Here is a 16,762-nt window from a genome sequence, read left to right as displayed (position 1 = left end):
AGGAAGTGCAGTCATGACGACCACCTCAGACAGCCAGGCGATCCAATACGGCGACATCGACGCAACCAAGCGTCCGCTCGGTCAATCGATCAAGCGCGGCCTTCTCGGCCGCTGTCCGGCTTGTGGCAGCGGCAAGCTGTTCCGGGCCTTCCTGAAACCGGTGGACAACTGCGCGGCCTGTGGCGAAGCCATGCACCACCATCGCGCGGACGATCTGCCGCCCTACATCACCATCGTCATCGTCGGGCACGTAATCATTGGCGGCTACATGATGACCGATCTCTTATGGCCGATGCCGCTCTGGCTCACCTTCACCATCTGGACGCCGCTGACGCTGCTCGCGACGCTCCTGATCATCCAGCCGGTCAAGGGCGGGGTCATCGGACTGCAATGGGCGCTGAAGATGCATGGCTTCGGGGGCCATGGCGACGAGCATGACCAGTATGAAATCCCTGGTCGGCGTCACCAAGGCTGAAGACTTTCCTTGAACCTTCACCGTCACGACATAATTGGCGTGTAGCAGCGCCGGATATGTCGTGGAGTCCGTTTGAAGCACGATATCAACGCGCGCAATGGTAGGCTTATTTGACTGAATCTCGTCCACCGCAATCAGATCATTGCAGCCAACCTCGTTCATCTAGTAAAGCACACCCGTCATCTGGGTCTGGCCTGTCATATAAGGCTGGTATGACCATGGGGGCACGTGCGGCTTTCAGGTCGCATTCGTGCGCAGCAGTTCTGTAGGGGTGCATATATGTCTCAGCCGCGAAACGGCACACCGGGCGATCTCGAGGAAATCCACTGGCCGTCTCTGGTCGCCGCCGTTTGCTCGATCTCGGCGGTCGGCATAGCGATCGGGTTGGGATTGCCGCTGCTCAGCATCATCCTGGAGAAGCGCGGCGTCTCCTCGACGCTGATCGGCCTCAACACGGCGATGGCGGGTGTGGCGGCGATGGTGGCCGCGCCGATCACGACAAAGCTCGCCCACTCCTACGGCGTGGCCCAGACGATGCTCTGGGCGGTGGTGGTCTCTGCGCTCAGCGGCGTCAGCTTCTACTATGCGCAGGACTTCTGGATGTGGTTTCCGCTGCGCTTCGCCTTTCATGGCGCCACGACCACCCTGTTCATTCTTTCCGAGTTCTGGATCAACGCCGCGGCGCCACCATCCAAACGCGGCTTCGTGCTCGGCATCTATTCGACAGTGCTTTCGGTCGGCTTCGCGGCCGGCCCGCTGCTCTTTTCCGTGCTCGGCAGTGACGGCGTCCTCCCCTTCGTGGTCGCCGCCGTCGCCATTCTGATGGCGGCCGTGCCGATCTTCATCGCGCGCGACGAGAGCCCCGTGCTGGAGGAGAAGCCGGAACTGCATTTCATGCGCTACGTATTCCTGGTGCCCAGCGCCACGGCAGCCGTCTTCATTTTCGGCGCGGTGGAAGCAGGCGGCCTGGCGCTGTTTCCGATCTACGCGGTGCGCGCCGCCTTTACCGAAACGCAGGCGGCTCTTCTGCTGACCGTGATGGGCGTTGGCAACATGATCTTCCAGATCCCGCTGGGCATGCTATCCGACAAGATGAACGACAAGAGGCCGTTGCTGGCGGCCATGGCCTTCATGGGGCTGATCGGCTCGCTGATGCTGCCCGTGCTATCCCACAGCTGGTTCCTGATGGCGTTCGTACTGCTCTTCTGGGGCGGCTGCGTGGCGGGCCTCTATACGGTCGGATTGAGCCATCTCGGCTCGCGCCTGACCGGTTCCGACCTTGCCGCCGCCAACGCCGCCTTCGTCTTCTGTTACGCCGTCGGCACCGTTGCGGGTCCGCAAGTCATCGGCGCGGCCATCGACGTCGCCGGAAACAACGGCTTTGCCTGGGCGATTGCTGGTTTCTTTGGAGTTTATGCCCTGCTTTCGGCGGGCAGACTGCTTTTCATTCGAAAGCGGGGTTGACTTTTCGAGCTAGATTCGTAGTTTCGCGCCAGAATTAGCCAAGGCACCTATACGGATTCCGACGGCTTTCATTTCATTAAAGGCAGGACGACCATGGCCAAGGCTACAACAATCAAGATCAAGCTGCTGTCGACAGCCGACACAGGTTCCTTCTACGTCACGACGAAGAACAGCCGTACGATGACGGACAAGATGACGAAGACCAAGTACGACCCGATTGCTCGCAAGCACGTCGAGTTCAAGGAAACCAAGATCAAGTAATTTCTTGATCCTGTAGACCGCTTAAAAGCGCGCACCGCTAGGCTGCGCGCTTTTTTGTTGCCCGCGTTACGCGCCGCTGCCGGCGACATGCGAAAGCGACAAATGAAAACGCCGCCCTGCCCGTTTAAACGGAGAGGACGGCGTTTTGCGAAAGGGGGTCGGTCAACAGGCAACGCGGCACGAGGAACCGCAGATGTTGCATGCCGACCGACCGACCCCACGACCCAGGAGATGCGGCGGACCTGAGCATCATGGGGTATCGGCGCACCCCGTATAGGGAGTGCTTTATTTCTATGTATTGATCATTTGCGCGAAACTGAAAGAAAATCAACAAATTCTTAATGATGAGATTTATTAGCTTGATTTTATGGTTAAAAGTCCCGATTTGGGACGCCGTTTCGCATGATTTCGGGCCATCTTGCGCTAGAATAATAATCGGCAGCAAGAATAGACAGACAATATAGGGCAGTAGTCCTTCCCTTCGCGAACCGACGAAACAGCCTGTAAATCAGCGAAATCCGCCGACGAAACCAAGCAAAGTGACGGTACCTCACATTTTCTTCTGACGCCGCCCGCGTTTTTTCTGATGCAAGGCAGCGTCGGCGGGCGGCACCAAGCTCAAAACCCCGCACTACTACTTGCGGCTAATCGGCGAGCGCGGCCCAAACCGCCTCCATTCAACTTTCTGTGGATGATCAACGCGGTATGAGCCGATACGCGGGATCAGGCCGCGGCGACGACTCGGTTGCGGCCCGCGTTCTTGGCTTCGTAGAGCGCGACATCGGCCTGCTTCAGCAGATGGCCCGGCGTGATGACCTGCGGCGTGCGGGAGGCGATACCGAAGGATGCCGTCACCTGCAGCTCCTCACCCGTGCCCTTCACCACGAAGGGTACGCTTTCTATGACGCCACGCAGGCGCTCGGCCACGGACGCGGCGATCTCCGGCGAGGTGTCGGGCATGACGACGACGAATTCCTCGCCACCGTAGCGGCAGGCCAAATCGGCGCCGCGAACCGTGGAGCGGACGCGGTTGGCGAACTCGCGCAGAATATCGTCGCCGGCATCGTGGCCGTGGGTGTCGTTGATCTGCTTGAAGCGGTCGATATCGGCGATCAGCACCGACAACGGACGACCTCGCGCCATAGAGCGATTGAAGAGCGTGCTGATGTGATTGTCGAGATAGCGACGGTTGCTCAAGCCCGTCAGCGGATCGGTGACCGCGAGTTCGATCGTCTGCTGCATATTGGCGCGCAGGCGATCATTGTAGTTCTTGCGGCGGATCTGCGTCAGGCTGCGGGCCACCAGTTCGTTCGGATCGACGGGGCGGACGATGTAGTCGTTGACGCCGAGATCGAGCGCACGCACCACCATCTCGTCATCGCCCTGCTCGGTGATGATCAGCAGCGGCAGGAAACGGGTACGCTCCAGCGAGCGGAGCTGCGAGCAAAGCCTGAGCGGATCGTAATCGTCGATATTGGAATTGACGATCACCAGGTCGAACTGATTCTCGGATGCCTCGAACACCGCCGCCTGGGCATCGGAAATGGCGAAGACGTTGCCGATCGGCTTCAGCGCCTTGATGATCCGCTCCTGCGAATTGGCACGGCCATCAACCAGCATGATCTGGCCGCCCTCCTCGCCGCGCTGATCGGCGCGCAGCAATTCGTCGATGCCCATCGTGTGCGCCGTCTGGGCGCGAATGCGCAATTCGTCGCTCAGCGTCTTCAGCCGCAACAGGCTCTTGACGCGCGCGATCAGCTGCAGGTCGTTGACGGGCTTGGTCAGGAAATCGTCGGCGCCCGCCTTCAGGCCACGCACACGGTCCGCAGGCTGATCGAGCGCGGTCACCATGACAACGGGAATGTGTGATGTCTTCGGGTTGGATTTCAACCGCTCGCAGACTTCGAAGCCGTCCATGCCCGGCATCATGATATCGAGCAGGATGAGATCGACCTGATTGCGTTCGCAGATCGCCAGAGCCTGATAACCATCGGCCGCCGTCAGCACGTCGAAATATTCGGCGATCAGCCGCGCTTCGAGCAGCTTCACGTTTGCCGGGATATCATCAACGACGAGAATGCGCGCGGTCATAAGCTTCTTTCCGATCTATCAGGCGTCGCCCAGGTAGGTCTTGATCGTCTCGATGAACTTCGGAACGGAGATCGGCTTGGAGACATAGGCCTCGCAGCCGCCCTGGCGAATGCGCTCCTCGTCACCCTTCATCGCGAAGGCGGTGACGGCGATGACGGGAATGACGTGGAGTTCGTCGTCCTCTTTCAGCCACTTGGTGACTTCGAGCCCGGAAACCTCGGGCAGCTGGATGTCCATGAGGATCAGATCAGGGCGATGCTTGCGGGCAAGATCCAGCGCCTCCATACCGTTGCGGGTCTGGATGGTCCTGTAGCCGGACGCCTCGATGAGGTCGCGAAAGAGCTTCATGTTGAGCTCGTTATCCTCTACAATCATCACCTGTTTGGGCATCGAACGCGATCCTAAGTCCGTCATGAAAACCGTTTCGCCGTGCGGATCAAAGCCCGCGAGCGCACCGGCCGCCATGAAACCGATTGCGGCACGCTATCGGTATTTGGTTGAAAAATAGGTAATTTACCGCAAGAAATGCAGAGCAACTTCAAGACTTCAAAGCAACGCGCCGCCGATCCGCAAGAGACGGCCATCGCTGTTCTCGCGTGGCTGGCAAACGAACCCGATCTGTTCGGCCGCTTCCTGGCGCTCACCGGCGTCGAGCCGGCGCAGGTGCGCAACGCGATCAATGATCCGGGGTTTCTCTCAGGCATGATGGACTTCCTGATGCAGCACGAACCGACGGCGCTGGCGTTTTGCCAGGCAACCGGCACGCCGCCGGAGGTGCTGAATGCGGCCTGGCAGCATTTTTCGCCGGCCGGCCTCGGCTCGGGCGAATACTGATCATGAGCGTGGTCACCGACCCCTCTCAGGTTCGCCTCGGTGATCGGCCGCTGATCGTCTGCGACATCGACGAGGTGGTGCTGGAGTTTCTCACACCCCTCACCCGTTTCCTTCGCTCGCACGATTACGATCTGCTGCCACGCTCCTTCCGGCTGCACGGCAATATCGTGTCGCTGCTCGACGGCGCGGAGATGGATCGGGACGCGTTCGACCGCTTTCACGAAATGTTCTTCGAGACCCAGGACCTGTGGCAGGAGCCGGCGGAGCGGGCGGTTGAGACGCTGCATGCGCTGGCCGCCGATGCCGACATCGTCTTTCTCACCGCCATGCCGCCGCGTCACCACGACATCCGCCGCAGGCTTCTCGACCGGTTCGACCTGTGCTTCGACATGATCGCCTCGGAACAGCCCAAGGGGCCGATCGTGGCGGCGCTGCACGACCGCCGCGAGCTGCCCGTCGCCTTTATCGACGATATCCAACGCAACCTCCTTTCCGTTGCCGACCATGTGCCGGACTGCCTGCTGCTCAACATGATGGCGAATGCCGATTTCAAGCCATTCGCGCCAGCGCCTACCGGGACCATCGTACAAGCTTCCGACTGGACGCATGCCGCCCGGCTGATGCGGCAACATTTCTCGACCGCTACGACGCTGGATAAAACCAGCGCATAAGCGCCGACATCCTCTTGAGACTCTCGAACTTAGAGCGTAGTGTCGCGATGTTCAACCTTTGTTCCCATCGATGACCGCCAACTCTGCCAAGACACCGGGCTTCTGTCGCGACTGCCTTGCCGAGCAGAAGGCCGAGGGGCGACGCTGTGCGGCCTGCGGCAGCCCTCGCCTCGTGCGCCACGACGAGCTCTACGGCCTGACGCTGGCGCATATCGACTGCGATGCCTTCTATGCCTCGGTGGAGAAGCGCGACAATCCCGAACTTGCCGACAAACCCGTGATCATCGGCGGGGGAAAACGCGGCGTGGTATCGACGGCCTGCTATGTGGCGCGGATCTACGGGGTGCGTTCGGCCATGCCGATGTTCAAGGCGCTGGAGGCCTGCCCGCAGGCGGTGGTGATCCCTCCCGACATGGAGAAATACGTCAAGGTCGGCCGCGAGGTGCGGGCAATGATGCAGGAACTGACACCCTTGGTGCAGCCGCTGTCGATCGACGAGGCGTTTCTGGAACTCGGCGGCACGGAGCGGCTGCACAACGACCCGCCGGCGCGCACGCTGGCGAAGTTCGCCCGCCGCGTCGAGAAGGAGATCGGCATCACCGTTTCGATCGGGCTCTCCTACTGCAAGTTCCTGGCGAAGGTGGCCTCCGACCTGCAGAAGCCGCGCGGATTCTCGGTTATCGGCCGCGAGGAAGCGGTTTCGTTTCTGGCACCGCGTCCGGTGACGACGATCTGGGGCGTGGGAAAGGCCTTCGCCGCGACGCTGGAAGCCGACGGTATCCGCACCATCGGCCAGTTGCAGACCATGGACGAAACCGATCTGATGCGCCGCTACGGCACCATGGGACAACGGCTGTCGCGGCTGTCGCGCGGCATTGACGACCGCGACGTGCATCTCAACGATCCCGCCAAGAGCGTTTCGGCCGAGACGACCTTCTTCGATGATATTTCCCGATATGAAGAACTCGTTCCCGTGTTGCGCAATCTCTCCGAGAAGGTCGCCTGGCGCCTTAAGAAGAGCGATATCGCCGGCCAGACCGTCGTCTTGAAGATGAAGACGGCGGACTTCAAGTCGCGGACGCGCAACCGGAAGCTGGAGGACCCGACGCAGCTTGCCGACCGTATCTTCCGCACCGGCATCGAACTGCTGCGGAAGGAGACCGATGGAACCAAGTTCCGGTTGATCGGCATCGGCGTGACCGATCTCTGCGACCCCACGCGTGCCGATCCGCCCGACCTGATCGACGTCCAGTCCGGGCGACGTGCAGCGGCAGAGGCCGCCATGGACAAGCTGCGCGACAAGTTCGGCAAGGGCACGGTCGAGACCGGCTACACGTTCGGAACCAAGCGCAATCAATAGCAGGCGAGCCCTGCCCGGCATCGCGCATTTCAAGTCTTCCTTAAGTTTCAAGCATTACGCTCCGACGCATAGTATTGCGTATCGGTTGGGTTCAAATGTTCTCGCGTCTCGTCTTCGGGCTCGGCTTGCTGTCGGCCACCGCCCTGGTGCATCCCGCCTTCGCCACCGATGCGAGGGCGCTGCAGATCTTCGTTTCCAAGAGCAAGCAGTCGATGGCCGTCTATGACGGCGCCGATGTCATCGCCACGTCGAAGATATCGAGCGGCAAGGCCGGCCACACGACGCCGAGCGGCATCTTCTCGGTGATCGAGAAGCAGACCTATCACGAGTCCAACATCTATTCGGGCGCGCCGATGCCGCTGATGCAGCGCCTGACATGGTCGGGCATCGCGCTGCACCAGTCGAACTCGGTGCCGCGCTACCCCGCCTCGCACGGCTGCGTGCGCATGCCCGACGCATTCGCAAAGCAGCTCTTCAAGATGACCGAGATGGGTGTGCCGGTGATCATCACCGACGGACAGCTCGCGCCGGAGCCGATCGATCACCCGATGCTGTTTCGCCCGCAAGCGCCGGCTCCGGCGCCGCTTTTATCGGATGTCGAGCTCAGGCCTGGTATCGGCGAACTGCCGGTGCAGGTGGCGATGAACGAGGTGGCCATGCCGCGGCTGCAGGTGCAGCCTATCGCGGCGCCCGCAAACGACCAGCCGGTGAAGATCCTGATCACGCGCCGCTCGCAGCGCGAGACGATCATCGATCTCCAGACCTATCTCGCCGAACTCGGCTTTGCCGTCGGCAATGCCGACGGCTATCTCGGCCCGGCGACGGTGCAGGCGATCGGCGAATTCAAGAAGCAGCATCCCCTTGCCTCCACCCAAGCCAAGTCGCTTGTCAGTGACGACCTCGTGCGCGCGGTCTACACCGCCGCCGGCAAGGGCGAGCCGCCGAACGGCGTGATCATGGTGCGGCAGGGTTTCCGGCCGGTGTTCGAAGCGCCGGTGACGATCGCCGAACCGGAGCTGGCGCTTGGAACCCATTTCTTCAGCGCGAGCGAGGTGAACCTCAAGGACGGCACGACCGAATGGCTGGGCGTGACACTGCCCAACACATTGACCAGCCAGACGATGAAACGGCTGGGCATCAGCACCATGGAAAGCTCCGTCATATCAGGCACGCCGATCCTGAACGCGCTTGGCCGCATCACCATTCCCGATGACACGAGACAGCGGATCGACGCCATGCTGACGCCGGGCTCGACGCTGACGATCTCCGACACCGGCGTCGGCCCGGAGACCGGTCAGGGTACCGACTTCATCACGCTGACGCGCGGCTAGACCAGCTCGACGTCGATCACGCCCGGCGCCGAGCGCATGGCGGCGGCGATCTCGGGCGTGATCCGGTATTTCTGCGCCAGCTCCACCTCGATCTCGCGCTTGCCATCCTCCTTGATGACGATGAAGGAGACAAGGCCGTCGCCTCTCGCGTTGAGATGGGCGGCAACGGCGCGCAGCGGGCCGGCATCGCGCACATAGACACGCAGCGCCTTCTGCATCTGCAGCGACTTTTCCTCCAGCGACTGGATCGTCTGGATGCGCAGGCCGATACCCTCGGGCCGCTCCTCGCCGGTGGCGGTGATGACGAAGGATTTTCCCGACTCCAGCATGTCGCGATACTGGTTCAGCATTTCCGAGAAGAGTACGGCTTCGAACTGGCCGGATGAATCCGAAAAGACGATGATGCCCATCTTGTTGCCGGTGCGCGTCTTGCGCTCCTGCTTGGAGATGACGGTTCCGGCCAGACGCGCATTGCTGGCGCCCTGCTTCACGGCGGCCGCGAAATCGCCGAAGGTCTGGACGCGCATCTTCTCCAGCACGTTGCTGTAGCTGTCTAGCGGATGGGCCGTCAGATAGAAGCCAAGGACCTGGAACTCCTTGAGCAGGCGCTCGGAGGGCAGCCACGGCGAGAAGGCCGGCATCGAGATCTTTTCAGGGCCTGACGACAGCACGCCGCCGAAGATATCCGACTGGCCGCTCAGCTTGTTTTCCTGGGCGCGCTGGGCGTAACCCATGATGCGGTCGATACCGCCCGAGAGCTGGGCACGGTCGAGCCCGAAGCAATCGAAGGCGCCGGCGAAGATCAGGCTTTCCAGCACGCGCCGGTTCACCTGCTTGGGATCGATGCGCAGGCAGAAATCCTCGAGGCTGGCGAAGGGCGTGTCACCACGCACCTCGACGATATGATCGACGGCCGATTCGCCGACCCCCTTCAGCGCCGCAAGCGCGTAATAAATGCGATTGTCGCCGGTCTGGAAGTGGCGGAACGAGGTCTGCACGGAGGGCGCGATCACCTCGATACCGAGGCGCTTGGCGTCCTGGCGGAAGTCGTTGACCTTTTCGGTGTTCGACATATCGAGCGTCATCGAGGCGGCGAGGAACTCGACCGGATAATGCGCCTTCATGTAGGCCGTCTGGTAGGAAACGATGGCGTAGGCGGCGGCGTGCGACTTGTTGAAGCCGTAGTTGGCGAACTTCGCCAGAAGTTCGAAGATGTTATCGGCCTGCGGCTTCGACACGCCGTTCTTGACGGCGCCGACGACGAAGCGCTCGCGCTGCTGGTCCATCTCCGCCTTGATCTTCTTACCCATGGCGCGGCGCAGAAGATCGGCCTCGCCGAGCGAGTAGCCCGACAGAACCTGGGCGATCTGCATGACCTGCTCCTGGTAGACGATAACGCCCTGCGTTTCCTTCAAGAGGTAATCGATGGTCGGGTGGATTGATTCGAGCTCTTCCTCGCCATGCTTGCGGGCGTTGTAGGTCGGGATGTTCTCCATCGGACCCGGACGATAAAGCGCCACGAGCGCGATGATGTCCTCGATGCAGTCCGGCCGCATACCGATCAGCGCCTTGCGCATGCCGGCACTTTCCACTTGGAACACACCGACCGTTTCGCCGCGAGAGAGCATCTCGTACGTCAGCTTGTCATCCAGCGGGATCGCGGCGAGATCGACCTTGATGCCGCGCTTGGCCACGAAATCGACGGCGACCTTCAGCGTCGTCAGCGTCTTCAGGCCGAGGAAGTCGAACTTGACGAGGCCTGCCTGCTCGACCCACTTCATGTTGAACTGGGTGACCGGCATGTCGGAGCGCGGATCGCGGTACATCGGCACCAGCTTCGACAGCGGGCGGTCGCCGATGACGATACCGGCGGCGTGGGTCGAAGCGTGGCGGTAGAGACCCTCGATCTTCTGCGCGATATCGAGCAGGCGGGCGACGACGGGCTCCTTGTCGGCCTCTTCCTGCAGCTTCGGCTCTTCCTCGATCGCCTTCGACAGCGGCGTCGGATTGGCCGGATTGTTGGGCACCAGCTTGCAGATCTTGTCGACCTGGCCGTAGGGCATTTCGAGCACGCGGCCGACGTCGCGAAGGGCCGCGCGCGCCTGCAGCGAACCGAAGGTGATGATCTGCGCCACCTGCTCGCGGCCGTACTTCTTCTGCACGTAGCGGATCACCTCTTCGCGGCGATCCTGGCAGAAGTCGATATCGAAGTCGGGCATCGAGACGCGTTCCGGATTGAGAAAGCGTTCGAAGAGCAGCGAGAAGCGCAGCGGATCGACGTCGGTGATGGTGAGCGCGTAGGCGACCAGCGAGCCCGCGCCGGAACCACGACCGGGGCCGACGGGAATATCCTGCATCTTCGCCCACTTGATGAAGTCGGCAACGATCAGGAAGTAGCCCGGGAATTTCATGCGCTCGATGACGCTGAGCTCGAATTCCAGGCGGTCGCGGTAGTCCTTCTCCTCGTAGCCCGGCGACATGCCGAGCGTTGCGAGGCGCATGTCGAGACCCTCGACCGCCTGGCGGCGAAGCTCCAGCGATTCGGCGCGCTCCGCCTCCTCCGGATCCGCCGTGGCGCCGGTGAAGCGCGGCAGGATCGGCTTGCGGGTCTTCAAGACGAAGGAGCAGCGGCGGGCGATTTCCACCGTGTTCTCAAGCGCCTCGGGCAGATCGGCGAAAAGCTTCACCATCTCGGCGCGGCTTTTCAGATAGTGATCCGGCGTCAGGCGAAACCGCGTGTCGTCGGAGACGATGGCATTGTGCGCCACGGCCATCAGCGCGTCGTGCGCGTCGTAATCGTCGCGGGTCGGGAAGAAGGCCTCGTTGGTCGCGACCAGCGGGATCTCGTGCTCATAGGCAAGCCCGATAACGCGCTGCTCGTGGCGCTTGTCATAGGTGCCCTGGCGCTGAAGCTCCATGTAGAGCCGATCGCCGAACTTGTCCTTCAGCGACAGCAACCGCGCGGTCGCCGGCGCGATGTGGCCCTCTTTCAGCGGCATGTCGATCGGGCCGGTCGATGCGCCTGACAGCGCGATCAGGCCCTCGGTGCCGAGCTCGTCCAGCCACGACGCCTTGATGTGGACCGCCTGCCCGGCGCCCTCGCCGCCGAGATAGGCACGGCTGACCAGATCCACCAGCCGCTCATAGCCGGCATCGGTGGCCGACAGCAGCACGATCGACGGCAGTTTCGCCAGCTGCTGCTGTCCGCCGCGGCGCTCCGTCTCAAGGCCGTCTTCCATGTCGATCGAGACTTGGCAGCCGATAATCGGCTGCAGGCCCTCGTCCATCGACTTCTGTGCGAATTCAAGCGCGACGAACAGGTTGTTGGTGTCGGTGATGGCGATGGCCGGCTGGCTATCGCCCGATGCCTTGTAGAGAATCTTCTTGAGCGGCAGCGCGCCTTCGAGCAGCGAGAAGGCGGAATGCACACGCAGGTGAACGAAGCCCGGCGTACCGCCGATGAAGTCGCTCGCGCCATTTTCCGTGCCCGCCATGCTATGCCTTTCCGCGCATCCTGATGAATCGGCTGCATTGTCGGATTTGGGGAGGACGATGTCCAGAGAGGCGGGCGCGAACGGACCGCATGACAGCCATGCGGTCCCCGTTATTCTTAGATTGCCATGCAGATCAAAGAGAAGCTCGCAATGAACATTGCGATGGAGGTGAATGCTGCGATATCGCGGATCATATCAGTCATTTGGCTCTCCTGTGCTGTTATGTTTCTAATTTGTTCCGCTCTTGTTCTATTGTCAACAGGATTCTTTTCCGCTTTCCTGCTCGCGCAGCTCCGGAGAAAAGCATGTTTAAATTTGTCTTAATTCTTGCGCTCACATCCAGCGCCAACTCTGCCTGGGCAGATCAGATCGAACCCGCCGCAATCATCGCGGCCGCGACCGGTGATTGGAACGGCGACGGCGGCAGCGATCTTGCGCTTCTGGTCGCGCCGCCGGAACCGAGCAACGACGTCGGGATCTATCTTTACCTGCGGGACAAGAACCACGCCCTGCAGCGCCTCGTCACCATGGCGCCGGGCAAGATCTGGGGAAATACCAGGCTGGACGGCATGCTCGGGCAGGATCCCTCGATCGAGGCCCGTTCGGGCGGATCGATCGCGGTCAGTTCACAAAATTCGGCTATCGGGCGCAGCCGGTGGGAACAGACGCTGACGATCGCCTATCGCGACGAACAGTTCGTCGTCGCCGGCTACACCTACAGCTATTACGACACGCTCGACACGGACGATACCGGCCAGTGCGACTACAACATCCTGACCGGCAAGGTGATGGCGAAAGGCAAGGCATTAACGGTCGAGCCGAAGACGATCGCGGTCAGCGATTGGCAGGACGAGGTCGGACAGAAGGCGTGCGGGTTCACCGAGTGAAACGACAGCGATAGGGATGGCCGATGATTTCTCCGCGGCCGATCGCGATCAGAAATCCACGACCTTGCCGTCGGCGATGGTGACGCGGCGGTCCATGCGGGACGCGAGCTCGTGGTTGTGGGTGGCGATCAGGGCCGCGAGGCCGGATTGACGGACCAATGCCTCCAGGGCTTCGAAGACATAGCTCGCCGTCTCGGGATCGAGGTTGCCGGTCGGTTCGTCGGCGAGCAAGAGGCTCGGCGCGTTGGCGACGGCGCGGGCGATCGCCACGCGCTGCTGTTCACCACCCGACAGTTCGCCGGGACGATGGGCACCGCGATGGCCGATGCGCATGTAATCGAGCAGCTGCCCTGCCCGCACCTTTGCCTCGCTGCGCGGCAGCCCCGATATCATCTGCGGCATCATGATGTTTTCGAGCGCCGAGAATTCGGGAAGCAGGTGGTGGAACTGGTACACGAAGCCGATCTCTCCGCGACGGATCGCCGTACGCTTGTCGTCCGACAGGCCGTTGCAGGCATGGCCGCCGATGTGGACCTCGCCGCCATCGGGATGTTCGAGCAGGCCGGCCAGATGCAGCAGGGTCGACTTGCCCGTGCCCGACGGGGCGACGAGGGCGACGATCTCGCCGCTGTTCAGCGTCAGATCGGCCTTCTTCAGGATCGAAAGGCGGGTATCTCCCTGGCCATAGTGACGCTCCACGCCGGAAAGCTTGAGAACGGTATTCCGCTTCATGAAATCAGCATTCCTTATTCGTAGCGCAGGGCCTGCACGGGATCGAGCTTTGAAGCACGCCATGCCGGAAAGATTGTCGCGAAGAAAGACAGCGTCAGCGCCATGACGATAACGGAGACCGTTTCGCCGAACTCCATCTTGGCCGGCAATTGGCTGAGGAAATAGAGCTGCGGGTCAAACAGCACCGTTCCCGACAGCCAGGAGAAGAAGGCGCGGATCGATTCGATGTTGGCACAGACGATAACGCCGAGCAGCACGCCGGCGAAGGTGCCGACCAGGCCGATGGCGGCCCCGGTCATGAAGAATATCCGCATGATCGAGCCCGAGGTCGCGCCCATGGTTCTCAGGATCGCGATATCGCTGCCCTTGTCCTTCACCAGCATGATCAGGCCGGAAATGATGTTCAGCGCGGCGACAAGGACGATCAGCGTCAGGATCATGAACATCACGTTGCGCTCGACCTGCAGCGCCGAGAAGAAGGTCTGGTTGCGTTGGCGCCAATCGGTGATGGCGATCTGCCGGCCGGCCGCCTGCTCCACCTTGGGGCGGAGCTCATCGACACTTTCGGGATTGTCGGCAAAGAGCTCGATCGACTGTACCAGCCCCTCGGCGTTGAAATAGAGCTGCGCTTCCTCGAGCGGCATATAGATGATCGTCGCGTCATATTCCGACATGCCGATCTCGAAAATCCCCGAGACCTTGTAGGACTTGACGCGCGGGTTGATGCCCATCGGCGTCACGTCACCTTCCGGCGATATCAGGGTGATGCTATCACCCGCCTGCAAGCCGAGCTGATCGGCCATGCGCGAACCGATCAGAACCCCCTGGTTCGCGGCAAAGCCGACCAGGTCACCGGACTTGATGTTGTCGGAGATGGTTTTCACCTTGCTCAGGTCTTCAGCGCGAATGCCGCGAACCAGAGCGCCGGTACCGGCACCGCCGGCGCCGGACGCCAGCGTCTGCCCTTCGACCAGCGGCAGCGCCACCTTGATGCCGGGCACGGCGCCCAGGCGATCGGTCAGAGCCGCGTAGTCGGTGAAGGGACCATCGACCGGCTGCACGATCATGTGGCCGTTGATGCCGAGAATGCGCGAGATCAGCTCGGTGCGGAAACCGTTCATGACGGCCATGACGATGATCAGCGTCGCGACGCCGAGCATGATGCCGATGAAGGAGAAGCCGGCGATCACCGAGATGAAGGCTTCCTTGCGGCGCGCACGCAGATAGCGCCACGCCACAAGTCGCTCGAAAGCGGAAAATGGCCTGCTGGCCGCAGCCGAGCCGGATTTGGATCCCTGCTGGCTCACCGCTGCGTCCGCCATTTCGCCTCCCGCCTTCTTCTTAGCCCAAGAGCTTATTGATTGCCGCATCGATGGTCATCGTTTCGCGGGCACCGGTCTTGCGGTCCTTGACTTCAACTTCGCCGTTCGCGACCGCGCGCGGGCCGGCGATGATCTGCACGGGAACGCCGATCAGGTCCGCGGTCGCGAACTTGGTGCCGGCGCGATCGTCGGTGTCGTCATAAAGAACATCGACGCCAGCTTTGGAGAGCTCCGCGTAGATCTTCTCGCAGGCTGTGTCGCAAGCGGCGTCGCCGGCCTTCATGTTGATCACGACGACATCGAAAGGCGCGACGGAGGCCGGCCAGATGATTCCATTCTCGTCATGCGATGCTTCGATGATGGCGGGAACAAGGCGGGTCGGGCCAATACCGTAGGATCCCATGTGGACGGCGTGTTCCTTGCCATCGGGGCCCTGCACCTTCGCGCCCATCGGCTCGGAATATTTCGTGCCGAAGTAGAAGATATGGCCGACCTCAATTCCGCGCGCCGAAAGGCGATCGCCCTCGGGGATGGCGGCGAAGGCGGCTTCGTCGTGCATCTCGGACGTGGCGGCGTAGACCGAGGTCCACTTCTTGAAGATCGTGTCCAGACCGGCCACATCGTCGAAGTTGGTGTCGACCGACGGGATATCGAAATTCACGAAGTCCTTGTGGCTGTAGACTTCCGATTCACCGGTGTCGGCGAGGATGATGAACTCGTGGCTGAGATCGCCGCCGATCGGGCCGGTGTCGGCGCGCATGGGGATGGCGCGCAGGCCGAGACGATCGAAAGTGCGCAGGTAAGCCGCGAACATCTTCTTGTAGGAGTGCTCGGCGCCTTCGCGGGTCATGTCGAAGGAATAGGCATCCTTCATCATGAACTCGCGCGAGCGCATGGTGCCGAAGCGCGGACGGATCTCGTCGCGGAACTTCAACTGGATGTGATAGAGGTTCAGCGGCAAGTCCTTGTAGGACTTGACCGAAGACCGGAAGATATCGGTGACCATCTCTTCGTTGGTCGGGCCGTACAGCATCGGGCGATCCTGGCGGTCCTTGATGCGCAGCATCTCCTTGCCATACGCGTCGTAACGTCCGCTTTCTTGCCAGAGCTCGGCCGACTGCAGGGTCGGCATCGACAGCTCGATGGCGCCGGCGCGGTTCTGCTCCTCGCGGATGATGTTGTTGACCTTGTCGAGCACGCGCTTGCCCAGCGGGAGCCAGGAGTAGATCCCCTGCGACTGCTGGCGGATCATGCCGGCACGCAGCATCAACCGGTGGGAGACGATTTCAGCCTCCTTGGGGTTTTCCTTGAGGATGGGCATGAAGTAGCGAGACAGACGCATGGCGAATTCCAGAGCTGTTGAGACGCCGCCTGATAGCGGAATCGAAGGCAATCACAATGTTGGCTGCGTTCATAACCGCTTCGCGGCATGAAGGAAACCCGCGAGGGCTGTCCACAGGCTTCTCTTAGAGCAAGTTCGAGCCCGCAAATCGAAGAAAGTAAGAAAAAGGCGAAATTATAATGACTTGCGCGAAATTCTTATCAACAGAAAAAATTTACTCGAGTGTAGCAAAAATGCAAAAAAATCTGATGACAAAGCACAATCTTTGAGCTAGCTTTAGCCCACAAAACAGGCAGGGAGTTCAAATCCCTACCAATTTCGCGGTCAAGTCTTGGGAGGATCAGATCTTAGGCGCGCTTGTCGCAGCCCCGGTAACGGTTAAGGATCACGCGATACTTAAAACAAGGCTTTTAGCCTTGTTTTTTTTTGGCTTTTCGAGATCACGCCGCGTTCCGAAAGCACCTGTCTTCCGCAACGTAATGCGCTCTTTCCGTTACG

14 protein-coding genes are annotated in these 16,762 nt (G+C 61.3%); 8 read left to right on the top strand and 6 right to left on the bottom strand.

What is annotated here, in order from left to right; genetic code table 11:
- The first annotated feature begins 13 nt into the window (after nucleotides 1–13).
- The 3 genes from GGQ67_RS08490 (at nucleotide 14) to rpmG (ending at nucleotide 2,200) form a co-directional block, all read left to right on the top strand.
- The gene (locus GGQ67_RS08490) at nucleotides 14–475 is read left to right on the top strand and encodes a DUF983 domain-containing protein (RefSeq protein WP_183899710.1); all 462 of its coding nucleotides are present in this window, start codon (nucleotides 14–16) and stop codon (nucleotides 473–475) included.
- A gap of 279 nt (nucleotides 476–754) precedes the next feature.
- Nucleotides 755–1,939: an MFS transporter gene (locus tag GGQ67_RS08485; protein ID WP_183899709.1), complete on the top strand. Its 1,185-nt coding sequence runs from the start codon at nucleotides 755–757 to the stop codon at nucleotides 1,937–1,939.
- A gap of 93 nt (nucleotides 1,940–2,032) precedes the next feature.
- On the top strand, nucleotides 2,033–2,200 hold the full coding sequence (rpmG, locus tag GGQ67_RS08480; RefSeq protein ID WP_018900182.1) for a 50S ribosomal protein L33: 168 nt from the start codon (nucleotides 2,033–2,035) through the stop codon (nucleotides 2,198–2,200).
- Nucleotides 2,201–2,923: 723 nt separating this feature from the next.
- Here the strand turns inward: rpmG and GGQ67_RS08475 are convergent.
- On the bottom strand, nucleotides 2,924–4,291 hold the full coding sequence (locus GGQ67_RS08475; RefSeq protein WP_183899708.1) for a PleD family two-component system response regulator: 1,368 nt from the start codon (nucleotides 4,289–4,291) through the stop codon (nucleotides 2,924–2,926).
- An 18-nt stretch (nucleotides 4,292–4,309) separates the two neighbouring features.
- Complete coding sequence (locus GGQ67_RS08470; RefSeq protein WP_018900184.1) at nucleotides 4,310–4,681, bottom strand: response regulator; 372 nt, start codon at nucleotides 4,679–4,681, stop codon at nucleotides 4,310–4,312.
- Between the two features lie 135 nt (nucleotides 4,682–4,816).
- On the opposite strand from GGQ67_RS08470, the gene GGQ67_RS08465 reads away from it, so the two are divergent.
- The 4 genes from GGQ67_RS08465 to GGQ67_RS08450 all read left to right on the top strand — a co-directional run bounded on the left by GGQ67_RS08465 (nucleotide 4,817) and on the right by GGQ67_RS08450 (nucleotide 8,487).
- Nucleotides 4,817–5,125 (top strand): DUF3572 domain-containing protein, encoded by a 309-nt coding sequence (locus GGQ67_RS08465; RefSeq protein ID WP_183899707.1) that lies wholly within the window; start codon nucleotides 4,817–4,819, stop codon nucleotides 5,123–5,125.
- Between the two features lie 2 nt (nucleotides 5,126–5,127).
- A complete protein-coding gene (locus GGQ67_RS08460; protein ID WP_183899706.1) occupies nucleotides 5,128–5,796 on the top strand; it encodes a hypothetical protein in 669 nt (222 codons plus the stop codon).
- Nucleotides 5,797–5,866: 70 nt separating this feature from the next.
- Nucleotides 5,867–7,156 carry a DNA polymerase IV gene (locus GGQ67_RS08455; protein ID WP_183899705.1) on the top strand — a complete coding sequence of 430 codons (1,290 nt, stop codon included), beginning with the start codon at nucleotides 5,867–5,869 and terminating at the stop codon, nucleotides 7,154–7,156.
- A gap of 95 nt (nucleotides 7,157–7,251) precedes the next feature.
- Nucleotides 7,252–8,487: a L,D-transpeptidase family protein gene (locus GGQ67_RS08450; protein WP_183899704.1), complete on the top strand. Its 1,236-nt coding sequence runs from the start codon at nucleotides 7,252–7,254 to the stop codon at nucleotides 8,485–8,487.
- Here GGQ67_RS08450 and dnaE read toward each other — a convergent pair.
- Nucleotides 8,484–11,981, bottom strand: a complete 3,498-nt coding sequence (gene dnaE, locus GGQ67_RS08445) for a DNA polymerase III subunit alpha (protein WP_183899703.1) — start codon at nucleotides 11,979–11,981, stop codon at nucleotides 8,484–8,486. The two genes, GGQ67_RS08450 and dnaE, sit on opposite strands and share 4 nt — an antisense overlap.
- A 305-nt stretch (nucleotides 11,982–12,286) precedes the next feature.
- On the opposite strand from dnaE, the gene GGQ67_RS08440 reads away from it, so the two are divergent.
- Nucleotides 12,287–12,868 (top strand): hypothetical protein, encoded by a 582-nt coding sequence (locus tag GGQ67_RS08440; RefSeq protein ID WP_183899702.1) that lies wholly within the window; start codon nucleotides 12,287–12,289, stop codon nucleotides 12,866–12,868.
- 48 nt (nucleotides 12,869–12,916) lie between these two features.
- Here the strand turns inward: GGQ67_RS08440 and GGQ67_RS08435 are convergent, their stop codons facing one another.
- The 3 genes from GGQ67_RS08435 to proS are packed head-to-tail and all read right to left on the bottom strand — an operon-like array spanning nucleotide 12,917 to nucleotide 16,264.
- Nucleotides 12,917–13,600 carry an ABC transporter ATP-binding protein gene (locus tag GGQ67_RS08435; protein WP_183899701.1) on the bottom strand — a complete coding sequence of 228 codons (684 nt, stop codon included), beginning with the start codon at nucleotides 13,598–13,600 and terminating at the stop codon, nucleotides 12,917–12,919.
- 14 nt (nucleotides 13,601–13,614) lie between these two features.
- A complete protein-coding gene (locus tag GGQ67_RS08430; protein ID WP_183899700.1) occupies nucleotides 13,615–14,922 on the bottom strand; it encodes a lipoprotein-releasing ABC transporter permease subunit in 1,308 nt (435 codons plus the stop codon).
- A gap of 19 nt (nucleotides 14,923–14,941) precedes the next feature.
- On the bottom strand, nucleotides 14,942–16,264 hold the full coding sequence (gene proS, locus GGQ67_RS08425) for a proline--tRNA ligase (RefSeq protein ID WP_183899699.1): 1,323 nt from the start codon (nucleotides 16,262–16,264) through the stop codon (nucleotides 14,942–14,944).
- Nucleotides 16,265–16,762: the final 498 nt, after the last annotated feature.

Source organism: Rhizobium metallidurans, assembly GCF_014196505.1.
Taxonomy (GTDB): Bacteria; Pseudomonadota; Alphaproteobacteria; order Rhizobiales; family Rhizobiaceae; genus Rhizobium; species Rhizobium metallidurans.
This window is presented reverse-complemented; position numbering and strand designations above follow the sequence as displayed.

Coding starts and splice junctions, on each gene's coding strand:
- GGQ67_RS08490 (WP_183899710.1), top strand. CDS start 14: ATGACGACCACCTCAGACAGCCAGGCGATCCAATACGGCGACATCGAC.
- GGQ67_RS08485 (WP_183899709.1), top strand. CDS start 755: ATGTCTCAGCCGCGAAACGGCACACCGGGCGATCTCGAGGAAATCCAC.
- rpmG (WP_018900182.1), top strand. CDS start 2,033: ATGGCCAAGGCTACAACAATCAAGATCAAGCTGCTGTCGACAGCCGAC.
- GGQ67_RS08475 (WP_183899708.1), bottom strand. CDS start 4,291: ATGACCGCGCGCATTCTCGTCGTTGATGATATCCCGGCAAACGTGAAG.
- GGQ67_RS08470 (WP_018900184.1), bottom strand. CDS start 4,681: ATGCCCAAACAGGTGATGATTGTAGAGGATAACGAGCTCAACATGAAG.
- GGQ67_RS08465 (WP_183899707.1), top strand. CDS start 4,817: ATGCAGAGCAACTTCAAGACTTCAAAGCAACGCGCCGCCGATCCGCAA.
- GGQ67_RS08460 (WP_183899706.1), top strand. CDS start 5,128: ATGAGCGTGGTCACCGACCCCTCTCAGGTTCGCCTCGGTGATCGGCCG.
- GGQ67_RS08455 (WP_183899705.1), top strand. CDS start 5,867: ATGACCGCCAACTCTGCCAAGACACCGGGCTTCTGTCGCGACTGCCTT.
- GGQ67_RS08450 (WP_183899704.1), top strand. CDS start 7,252: ATGTTCTCGCGTCTCGTCTTCGGGCTCGGCTTGCTGTCGGCCACCGCC.
- dnaE (WP_183899703.1), bottom strand. CDS start 11,981: ATGGCGGGCACGGAAAATGGCGCGAGCGACTTCATCGGCGGTACGCCG.
- GGQ67_RS08440 (WP_183899702.1), top strand. CDS start 12,287: ATGTTTAAATTTGTCTTAATTCTTGCGCTCACATCCAGCGCCAACTCT.
- GGQ67_RS08435 (WP_183899701.1), bottom strand. CDS start 13,600: ATGAAGCGGAATACCGTTCTCAAGCTTTCCGGCGTGGAGCGTCACTAT.
- GGQ67_RS08430 (WP_183899700.1), bottom strand. CDS start 14,922: ATGGCGGACGCAGCGGTGAGCCAGCAGGGATCCAAATCCGGCTCGGCT.
- proS (WP_183899699.1), bottom strand. CDS start 16,264: ATGCGTCTGTCTCGCTACTTCATGCCCATCCTCAAGGAAAACCCCAAG.